Here is a 9,108-nt window from a genome sequence, read left to right on the forward strand (position 1 = left end):
CCGGCGCCGCCGCGGGGAGCGGCGCCGGCTCGGCGCGCGGCCCGACCCGCGCCCGCGCCGCCCCGCGCACCGCGCGCACCAGCTCCTCGCCGATCCCCTGGGTGGCGAATGCCGAGCCGGGCTTGGCGATGACCTCGATCGCGCCGAGGGCGAGCGCGCGCACCGCCGGCTCGCTGTCGCGCGGCGTCAGCGAGCTGACGACGACGACCGGGAGCGGGAAGTGGCGCATCAGCTTCGCGAGGAAGCTCAGCCCGTCCATGCGCGGCATCTCGACGTCGAGCGTGAGGACGTCGGGGCGCAGCCGCGCGATCTTCTCGCGCGCGACGTACGGGTCGATCGCGGTGCCGACGACCTCGACGTCCGGGTGCTTCGAGAGCTCGTCGCTCAGGATCTTCCGGACGAGCGCGGAGTCGTCGACGATGAGGACGCGGATCACGGCAGGGGGCGCGGCGCGGCGGGGGCGTCCAGGGAGAGCGTGACGGCGGCGCGGCCGTCGTCGACGCCGAGGACCTCGACCAGCGCGCCGGCGGGGGGCGCGGCGGCGTCGGACGGGTCGCACGCGGCGGGCGCCGCGAGGTGGAACACGGCCTCGCGGCCGGCGACGAGCGGGAGGACGTTGCCGCACACCACGTTGGCCAGCTCGCCCACGGCGTCGCGGCGCAGCGCCTCGTCGCCGCGCACGGCGTCGGGGTCGAGGCCGAGCATGTTGGCGGCCAGCGCGACGGCGACGTCGTCGCTCACCGCGACGTGCAGCGTCCCCGCGCGCGGGCCGGTGAACGCGACGCGCGCGGCGTGGGTCAGCGGGGCCTCGGCCTGCGCCGCGGTGGGCGGGGCCTCGGCGAAGAGCAGCGCCAGCGACTCAAAAGTCGAAGTCGCCGCCGTCAGCAGCGGGGACGGCATAGTACTCGTCGTCAGGGGTGACGCCGGTCACGCGCAGGATCGTCGCGCGCAGGTCCTCCGGCGTGAAGGGCTTGTGGACGAAGGCGACGCCGAGCTCCTCGAGCGCCTGGACGCGCGTCTCGCTGCTCTCGGTCGAGACGACGATCACCGGGAGGCGCGACGTCTCGGGCTCGGCGCGGAGGCGGCGCAGCATCTCCTCGCCGTTCATCACCGGCATGTTGATGTCGAGCAGGACGAGGTCGATCCAGTGCTCGCGCAGCTTCGCGAGCCCCTCCTCGCCGTTGCCCGCCTCGTGGAACGCGCCGAGCGGGACGCCGCTCAGCTTCACGACGCGGGTGATCATGGAGCGCATCACGGCGCTGTCGTCGACGACCAGGACGTTGAAGGCCATACGGGGTGCGGTGGGCGTGGCGTCAGAGCGGGGACTCGGCGCCGTGCGAGCGGACGGTCACCGCGCCGGAGGCGACGTCGACGACCAGGGTGCGCGACGTCTGGCAGCCGCCGACGTCGTGCGCGTGCAGGAGGACGTTGTTCTTCCAGAGCAGCTTGCGGAGCATGATCAGGTTGCGCTTGCCGATCTGGAACGTGTCCTCGGCCTCGGTGGCGCCGCTGTGCGCGCCGCCGGCGACCTTCACGACGATGCGCTCCTTCCGGGCGCCGAGGCGGTAGCTCTCGCGGAACAGGAGGGGCACCCCCGTGTCGACGAACATCGCCGGGTTGCGCTCCGCCTTGGCGCGGTCGATCGAGCTGTCGGGGAGCATCGCGTGCAGCAGCCCGGCGACCTTCGCCACCGGGTCGTGGATCACGATCCCCAGGCAGCTGCCGAGCGCGTACGTGATGAGCCGCTCCCCGGGGTCCTTCGCGAGGCGCACGTCGGCCACGCCGACGACGATGTCCTTGGCGCGCAGCGACAGCACCGAGCGCTCCTGGGCCGGGGGCGCGGTCATCGGCGGTACACCGCGGGCTGCACGTAGGCGAACCGGTGCGACAGCGCGCTCAGGCTCTCCGAGTGCCCGACGAACAGGTGCCCGCCCGGCGCCAGCAGGTCGTAGTAGCGGCTCACCAGCTGCTGCTGCGTCGCCTTGTCGAAGTAGATCATCACGTTCCGGCAGAAGATCGCCTGGAACGGGCCGCGCATCGGCCACGCGCCCATCAGGTTGAGCGGCGCGAAGGTCACCAGCGCGCGGAGCGCGTCGGCCGCGCGCCACCCCGGGGCGGCGCCGCGGGCGCCCGGCGTCTCGGCGCGCGTCCAGTAGCGGCGGCGCAGCTCGGCCGGCACGTCCTCCAGCAGCGCGTCGGGGTAGACGCCGGCGGCGGCGGTCGCCAGCACGCGGCGCGAGATGTCGGTGGCGAGGACCTTCACGTCGCGGCGCCCCAGGTCGGCGCCCCACGTCTCGCGCAGCACCATCGCCAGCGTGTACGGCTCCTCCCCGCTCGAGCAGCCGGCGCTCCAGATGCGCACGGGCCCCGCGCCGAGCGACGGGAGGAGCTGGTCCCGCAGGTAGTCGAAGTGCGCCGACTCGCGGAAGAAGCTGGTCTTGTTGGTCGTGAGCAGGTCGATCATCTCGGCCAGCTCGCGCGGGTCGGCGCGCACCTGGTCGAGGTAGGCGTCGAACGTCGGGATGGCGAGCTGGCGCAGCCGCTTCGCCAGCCGCGCGCGGACCAGCCCCTCCTTCCCCTCGCGCAGCTGGATGCCGGCGATGTCGTAGACGGTGCGGCTGATCTCGCGGAAGTGGGCCGCGGAGAGGTCGGAATCGGCGACGAGCGTGCTCATGGTCCCCAGTGTCGGCACCCCGGGGGGGCGGATGAACTCCGCCTCCGTGACGATTCGGGGAGGAACGCGGCGCGGGGGCGCGGCGCCTGTCCCGGCGCCGCGCCCCCGCGTCCCCTCTCCCCCGCCGCGGTCAGGCCGCGGCGTCGACCGACTCGGACTCGGCGAGCTGCTCCAGCTCGTCCGCCGCCAGCACGCGGTCGATGTCGAGGAGCAGCTTCACGCGCCCCTGCGCCTTCCCGAGCCCGAGCAGGTACTCGGTGCGCACCCCCGAGCCGAAGCTCGGCGCGTCCTCGATCTCGCCGCCGCCGATCGAGGAGACCTCGCTCACGCGGTCGACCACGATCCCCACCGGCACCGCCTGCCCGGCCGGGTTCACCACCTGGACGACGATGATGCAGCGCACCGCCTCGGCGGCCTGGACGTCGGCCTCGCTCGCGCCCTGCAGCGCGGCCTCGGCGCTCTCCATCCCGAAGCGCTCGCGCAGGTCCATGATCGGGATGACCTTGCCGCGCAGGTTGATGACGCCGCGGATGAAGGCCGGCGTGCGCGGGACGCGCGTGATCGGCTGCATGCCGATGATCTCCTGCACCTTCAGGATCTCCACGCCGTACTCCTCGTCGGCGAGGTAGAAGGTGAGGAACTTGCCGCCGCGGTCCTGGGCCGCGGGCGTCGGGGTGGCGGTGCTCATGGGACGGGTCTCGGGGCTCGGAAGGGGGGACGTGGCCGGAGGCTCACGCGTGGGAGTGTCGGCGGGCGTGGCGCCGGGCTTGAGCCGGCGGCGCGGGGGCCGGGGCGGGGGCCGGGGTCGCGGCCGGCGCGCCGCGGCGCAGCACCTCCTCCCACTCCGCGTCGTCGTCGTCGCGGGCCGCCGGCGGCGCCCCGCCCTCGGCGAGGCGGAACTCCCCGACCACGCGCTGCAGCCGCTCGGCCTGGCCGTTCAGCTCCGCGGCGGCCGACGCGCTCTCCTCGGCGTTGGCGGCGTTCTGCTGCGTGACGCCGTTCATCTCGTGGACGGCGCCGGTGATCTGGCGGATCCCCTCGGTCTGCTGCCCGGCCGCGGCCGCGATCTCGGCCACCACCGACGAGGTCCGGGCGACGCGCCGCGACACCTCCTCGAACTCGACCGCCACGCGCTCGCCGAGCGCCACGCCGCCGCCGGCGCGCTGCACGCTCTCCTCGATCAGCGCCGAGGTGTTGCGCGCCGCCTCGGCGGAGCGCAGCGCGAGGGCGCGCACCTCCTCGGCGACCACCGCGAAGCCGCGGCCGGCGTCGCCGGCGCGCGCCGCCTCGACCGCGGCGTTCAGCGCCAGCAGGTTCGTCTGGAACGCGATCTCGTCGATGGTGCGGATGATCTTGGCCGTCTCGGCGGCCGACGTGCGGATGGCGTCGAGCGCGCCGGCGAGCTCCCGCATGCGCGCCGCGCCCTCGGCGGCGCCGGTCAGCGTCTCGCGGGCCAGCGTGTCGGCCTCCTGCGCGTTGCCGGCGGTGCGCTCGGCCATCGCGGACAGCTCGGTCACGCTGGCGGCGATCTCCTCGAGCCCCGCGGCCTGCTCGCTCGCGCCCTGCGCCAGCGACTGGCTCCCGCCGGCGATCTGCTCGCTGGCGGCGGCCACCTGCTCGCTCGACTCGCGCACCTGGCCGAGGGCGGCGGAGAGGGCGTCGACGGCCGCGTTCACCGCGACCTGCACGCGGGCGTGGTCGCCGACGTACTCGCCGGTCACGCGCGCCGAGAGGTCGCGGGCGGCGAGGCGCTCCAGCGTCGCGGTCGACTCGCGCATCGGGACGACCACCGCCTCGAGCGTGTCGTTCAGCCCCTGCACCAGCTCGCGGTAGGCGCCGGACAGCCCGTCGGTGCGGCCGCGCGCCGAGAGGTCGCCGGCGCGCGCCGACCCCACCACGTCGTTGGTCTGCCGGATGGCGGCGTTCAGCGCGGCGCGCGCGTCGCCGTAGGCGGCGACGGTGGCCTGCGTGCTCGCGATCAGGTCGTTCAGCGTGGTCGTCAGCGCCCCGAACTCGTCGCGCGACGTCACGGCGAGCGGCTGGGTGGTCGGGACCACCTCGACGTTCGCGTCGCCGCGGGCGATCGCCTCGAGCCCGCCGCGCAGCGCGGCCACGCAGTTGGCGCTGAGGCGCTGCGCACGCTCGGCGATCTCGCGGACGGTGCGGGAGAAGCGCGTCGCCGTCGCGTAGCCGACGCCGAGGGCGAGGACGAAGCCGGCCGCGACCACCGCCAGCGACAGGGTGCGGGTCGAGGCCGCGAGCGCGCCGTTCTCGCGCGACGTCGCCTCCGCCTGGCCGACCTTCATCTGCTGCATGGCGAGGACGGCGCCCTCCATGTCCTTCTGCACCGCCAGGGCGGGCCCGCGCAGCAGCGCCAGCGCGCCCGAGTCGTTCTGCGCGCGGCCCATCGCGACGATGCTGTCGCGCAGGGGCCCGAAGGCGGCGCGGCGGTCCTCGAAGCGCTTGAAGAGCACGCGCATCGAGTCGGAGAGGATCGTCCGCTCGTAGCCGGCGGCCAGCGTGTCGATGGCGGCGTTCAGCGTGTCGATCCGGGCGGCGTACGGCGCCGCCTCCTCGTCGGTCTGCGACAGGATCACGTCGCGCAGGTTGACGCGGACGCGCTGGACCTGGGTGGCCAGCGCCCCCAGCTCGCCGAGCGGCGCGGTCATGTTGGCGTACATCCGCGCGTCGGCGTCGGCCAGACGCTGCATCCCGCGCGCGCCCAGCCCGCCGACGCCGGCGGTGACGAGGGCGCAGGCGAAGAAGGCGAGGAGGAGCTTGGCGCGGATCGGCAGGTCGTCGAACCACTGCATGGCGGTCACCCCTTGGGGGTCCGGTGTCGGGCACCCCGTCGCGTCCGTGCGTCGCAGGTGCGGAGTCGATGCTCCACGTGCGCAGTCTCGACACCCGGTTCGGGGCCTTGACGGCCCGGACCCCACTTCGACGAACATGTAATCCGCACCCGCGGGTCTCCTATCGGAAACGTCACGCGGGGCCGGCGAGCATCGCTCGCCGGCCCCGCGCCGCGTACGGCAGCGTACGCGATCCGCGCGCTCAGGCCACCGCGCGGCGCGTCTCGGGGCGCTCGGCGGTCGCCTCGCCGCTCTGCGCCAGCGCGACGATGTCGCCGACGTCGAGGATGAGCCCCACGCGCCCGTCGCCGAGGATCGCGCCGCCGGCGATCCCGCCGACCGCGCCGATCCCGTCGCCGAGCGACTTGGCGACCACCTGCGACTGGCCGAGCAGCTCGTCGACCAGGAGCGCGGTGCGGCGCTGGTGGCCGTCGCCGACGATCATGAGCAGCGCCTGCGTCGGGTCTTCCTCCGCGCCGGCGACGTTGAACAGCCGGTGCAGGCGGACGACCGGCATGACCTCGCCGCGCAGCGTGACCACCTCGCCGCGCCCGCCGACCGTCTGCAGCATCGCGCGCTCGGGGCGGAAGCTCATGTGGATGTTGGTCGTCGGCACCACGTACCGCTCGGCGCCCACGCGCACCAGCATCCCGTCGGTGACCGCGAGGGTCAGCGGGAGGCGGACGTAGAACGTCGTCCCCTTCCCGGGCTCCGACGCGATCTCGACGCGCCCGCGCACGCTCTCGATGTTGCGCTTGACCACGTCCATGCCGACGCCGCGCCCCGACACGTCGGTGATCTTCTCGGCCGTCGAGAAGCCCGGCGCGAAGATGAGCTGGAACACCTCGGAGTCGGTCATCCCGCGGTCGGACTCGATCAGCCCGCGCTCGATCGCCTTGCGCGCGATCTTGTCGCGGTGGAGCCCCTTGCCGTCGTCCTGCAGCTCGACGATGACGCTCCCGCCGGCCTGGTACGCCGACAGCTTGACGCGCCCCTGCCGCGCCTTGCCGGCGCGCAGGCGGTCCTCGGGGCCCTCGACGCCGTGGTCGATGGCGTTGCGCACCATGTGCACGAGCGGGTCGCCCACCACGTCGACCATGTTGCGGTCGATCTCGGTGTCCTCGCCCTCGGTCACGAACTCGACGTCCTTGCCGAGCTTCGCGGCGACGTCGCGCACCAGGCGGGTGAGCTTCTGGAAGGTGCCCTTCAGCGGGACCATGCGCATCGACATGCTCAGGTCCTGCAGCTCGCGCACGATCTTGCCGGCGTGCGTGATCTTCTTGGTCAGCTCGTGGTGCGCGCCGGTGGCGCCCTGGCCGCGGGCCGCGCCGGCCAGCCGCTCGTCGCCCGAGATCATCGACTGCGCGATCACCAGCTCGCCGACCATGTCGATGAGGCGGTCGAGGCGGTCGGTGCGGACGCGCAGGAACTGGTCGGCCTCGTTCCCTCCCTGGCGGCGGTCGCCCTGGCGCCGGTCGCCCTGCCGCCGGTCCCCCTGCCGGCGCTCGGCCTGCGGGCCCTGCTCGTCGTCGGCGGCGGGCGCCGCGGCGGCCGCGGCCGGGAGGGCGGGCGCCGCGGCGCTGCCGTCGTAGCCCACCAGCGCGTCGATCAGCGCCTGGTAGCCGTCGGGGCGGTCGAGGGCGCCGCCCGGCCCGTCGGCGCGCAGCGTCTCCTCGACCGCGTCGAGCAGCGCCTTGAGCATGTCGACCGAGCGCAGCGACAGCGTCGCGCACGCCTTGGTGTAGGCGATCTCGCGGTCGCGCACGCGCGACAGCAGCGACTCGGCCTCGTGGGCGAAGGCGGTCATGCGCGCCAGCCCGATGAACGCCGACGTCCCCTTCACCGTGTGGAAGGCGCGGAAGACGGTGTTGACCGCCTCCATGTCGTCGGGCGTGTGCTCGAGCGCCAGGAGCGCGGCCTCGCTGCCGGTGATGCAGTCGCGGCTCTCGACCAGGAAGTCCTTGAGCAGGTCGAGGTCGACGTCGGTCGGGAGCACGTCGGCCGGGTCGGGGCCGGCCGCGGCGGGCGACGGCGACGCCGCGGCGGGGCTGGCGCGCGCGGTCGTCGAGCCGGCGTCGATGCCGCACGGCGCGGCGGTGCGTCCGGCCGCGTGGGCCGCGCTGGCGGAGGACGGGGGCGCGCGCTTCCGCCCGGTGCTCCAGCTGCTGGTGCAGACGGCCGACGCGCCGACGCGGCTGCTCGCGCGGCGCGTCCTAGCGATGCTCGAGGCCGCGGCCTGAGCGGGCCCGCCGGCCCCTAGCCGGCGCCCGGCTCGGCGCTCGTCGGGTCCATCGTCGTCACGATCCGCTCGACCCGGTCGGCGCGGAAGCCGCCGAGGCGCGCGTGCTCGCGGACCGCCGCCTCGTCGGGGGCGATGTAGACGCAGGTCAGCCGGTCGCCGGTGACGAAGCTCTGCACCCACTGCACCTTGGGGCCGATCTGCTCCAGCACGGCGCAGTTGTGCTGCGCGATCGCCATCAGCTCGTCGCGCGAGAGCTCGCCGGCCCCGGGGACCTGGCGCTCGATCAGGAACTTGGGCATGGCTCGGACGGTGGAGGGTCTCGGTCGGACGTTGCCCACCGCGCCGGGGCGGCGCAACCTCAGCGCACCGACGGGGCGTGCAGCACGAGCCCGCGCGGCCCCACCGCCCACGCCGCGCCCTGCGGCGCGACGCTGACCGCGTGCAGCCCGACGGTGTCGGCCACGCCCCAGCTCCGCCCGTCGTCGCGCGAGACCGCGGTGCCGGCGAGCCCCACCGCCACGAAGGTCGCGCCGCGCGAGCCGGGGACGTGCGCGAGCCCCGACCAGTAGCCGGGCGCGCCCCCCGTCTCGTCGGCGATCCAGGTGCGCCCGCCGTCGGCGCTGCGCGCGAACTGGCGGTTCCCGTCGCGGGCGCGCGCGTAGTCGCCGCCGGTCACGACCCCGACGTCGGGCGCGCGGAAGGCGGCGGCGAACAGCCCCGCGCTCGCCGCCGCCGGCTGCACCGGCGCGCGGACGGCGTCCCACCGCGCGCCGCCGGTCTCGCTGCGGTACACGCGCGCGCCGCGCGACCCGCCGGTCACGAACCACGCGTGCGTGCGCCCCGCCACCGCGAGCGCGGCGTTGCCGGCCGCGAACGCCGCCTCCCCCTCCAGCGCGTCGGGCATCCCCTCGCGCGGCGTGCGGGTCCAGCTGCGACCCCCGTCGCGCGTCGCCAGCGTCACGAAGCGCCCGCCCACCGGGTCGCTCAGGATCAGCCCGTGCGTCGCGTCCCAGAACGCGACCGCGTCGTAGAACACGCCGCGCGTCGTGTCGCGGTGCGCCAGCGCCCACGTGCGCCCGCCGTCCGCCGTGCGATACACGCGCGCCTGCCCCTCCGCCGCCTCGCCGGCGCTGGCGACGACCGCCGTCAGCGAGTCGAACGCCCACAGCGAGCGGAAGTCGAGCGAGTCGGCGCCCGCCACCGCGAGCCGCGCCCACGTCGCGCCCCCGTCGGTGGTGCGCAGCCTCGTGCCGCGGCTCCTGCTCGCCCGCGCGACGCGCGCGCTGACGGCCCGCACCCCGCGCAGCGACGCGCCGCGCGCCGCCTCGGCGTCCGCGGCG

Annotated in this window: 11 protein-coding genes; 1 reads left to right on the forward strand and 10 read right to left on the reverse strand. The window is 75.3% G+C overall.

The window, feature by feature from the left end:
• The 8 genes from PYV61_RS15330 to PYV61_RS15365 form a co-directional block, all read right to left on the reverse strand.
• A partial coding sequence (locus PYV61_RS15330; protein ID WP_275833086.1) for a response regulator occupies positions 1 to 436 on the reverse strand: 436 nt, incomplete at its 3' end.
• A complete protein-coding gene (locus PYV61_RS15335; protein ID WP_275833088.1) occupies positions 433 to 900 on the reverse strand; it encodes a chemotaxis protein CheX in 468 nt (155 codons plus the stop codon). The genes PYV61_RS15335 and PYV61_RS15330, both read right to left, overlap by 4 nt.
• Entirely contained in the window at positions 860 to 1,291 is a 432-nt protein-coding gene (locus tag PYV61_RS15340; protein ID WP_275833090.1) for a response regulator, read from the reverse strand. Before PYV61_RS15340 ends, PYV61_RS15335 begins: the two co-directional genes overlap by 41 nt.
• A gap of 22 nt (positions 1,292 to 1,313) precedes the next feature.
• On the reverse strand, positions 1,314 to 1,847 hold the full coding sequence (locus PYV61_RS15345) for a chemotaxis protein CheD (protein WP_275833092.1): 534 nt from the start codon (positions 1,845 to 1,847) through the stop codon (positions 1,314 to 1,316).
• Positions 1,844 to 2,674, reverse strand: a complete 831-nt coding sequence (locus tag PYV61_RS15350) for a protein-glutamate O-methyltransferase CheR (RefSeq protein ID WP_275833094.1) — start codon at positions 2,672 to 2,674, stop codon at positions 1,844 to 1,846. Before PYV61_RS15350 ends, PYV61_RS15345 begins: the two co-directional genes overlap by 4 nt.
• A 130-nt stretch (positions 2,675 to 2,804) precedes the next feature.
• On the reverse strand, positions 2,805 to 3,362 hold the full coding sequence (locus PYV61_RS15355) for a chemotaxis protein CheW (protein ID WP_275833096.1): 558 nt from the start codon (positions 3,360 to 3,362) through the stop codon (positions 2,805 to 2,807).
• 43 nt (positions 3,363 to 3,405) lie between these two features.
• Positions 3,406 to 5,487: a methyl-accepting chemotaxis protein gene (locus PYV61_RS15360; RefSeq protein ID WP_275833106.1), complete on the reverse strand. Its 2,082-nt coding sequence runs from the start codon at positions 5,485 to 5,487 to the stop codon at positions 3,406 to 3,408.
• A 241-nt stretch (positions 5,488 to 5,728) separates the two neighbouring features.
• Positions 5,729 to 7,522 carry a chemotaxis protein CheA gene (locus PYV61_RS15365; protein ID WP_275833098.1) on the reverse strand — a complete coding sequence of 598 codons (1,794 nt, stop codon included), beginning with the start codon at positions 7,520 to 7,522 and terminating at the stop codon, positions 5,729 to 5,731.
• Here PYV61_RS15365 and PYV61_RS15370 point away from each other — a divergent pair.
• Complete coding sequence (locus PYV61_RS15370; RefSeq protein WP_275833100.1) at positions 7,488 to 7,766, forward strand: hypothetical protein; 279 nt, start codon at positions 7,488 to 7,490, stop codon at positions 7,764 to 7,766. The genes PYV61_RS15365 and PYV61_RS15370 overlap by 35 nt on opposite strands.
• Before the next feature lie 16 nt (positions 7,767 to 7,782).
• Here PYV61_RS15370 and PYV61_RS15375 read toward each other — a convergent pair whose 3' ends face one another.
• Together PYV61_RS15375 and PYV61_RS15380 are read right to left on the reverse strand one after the other, a co-directional pair.
• On the reverse strand, positions 7,783 to 8,067 hold the full coding sequence (locus PYV61_RS15375; protein ID WP_275833102.1) for a DUF4242 domain-containing protein: 285 nt from the start codon (positions 8,065 to 8,067) through the stop codon (positions 7,783 to 7,785).
• A gap of 59 nt (positions 8,068 to 8,126) precedes the next feature.
• The coding region (locus PYV61_RS15380) for a hypothetical protein (RefSeq protein ID WP_275833104.1) at positions 8,127 to 9,108 on the reverse strand (982 nt) is incomplete at its 5' end.

The organism is Roseisolibacter sp. H3M3-2 (assembly GCF_029211165.1).
Taxonomy (GTDB): Bacteria; Gemmatimonadota; Gemmatimonadetes; order Gemmatimonadales; family Gemmatimonadaceae; genus Roseisolibacter.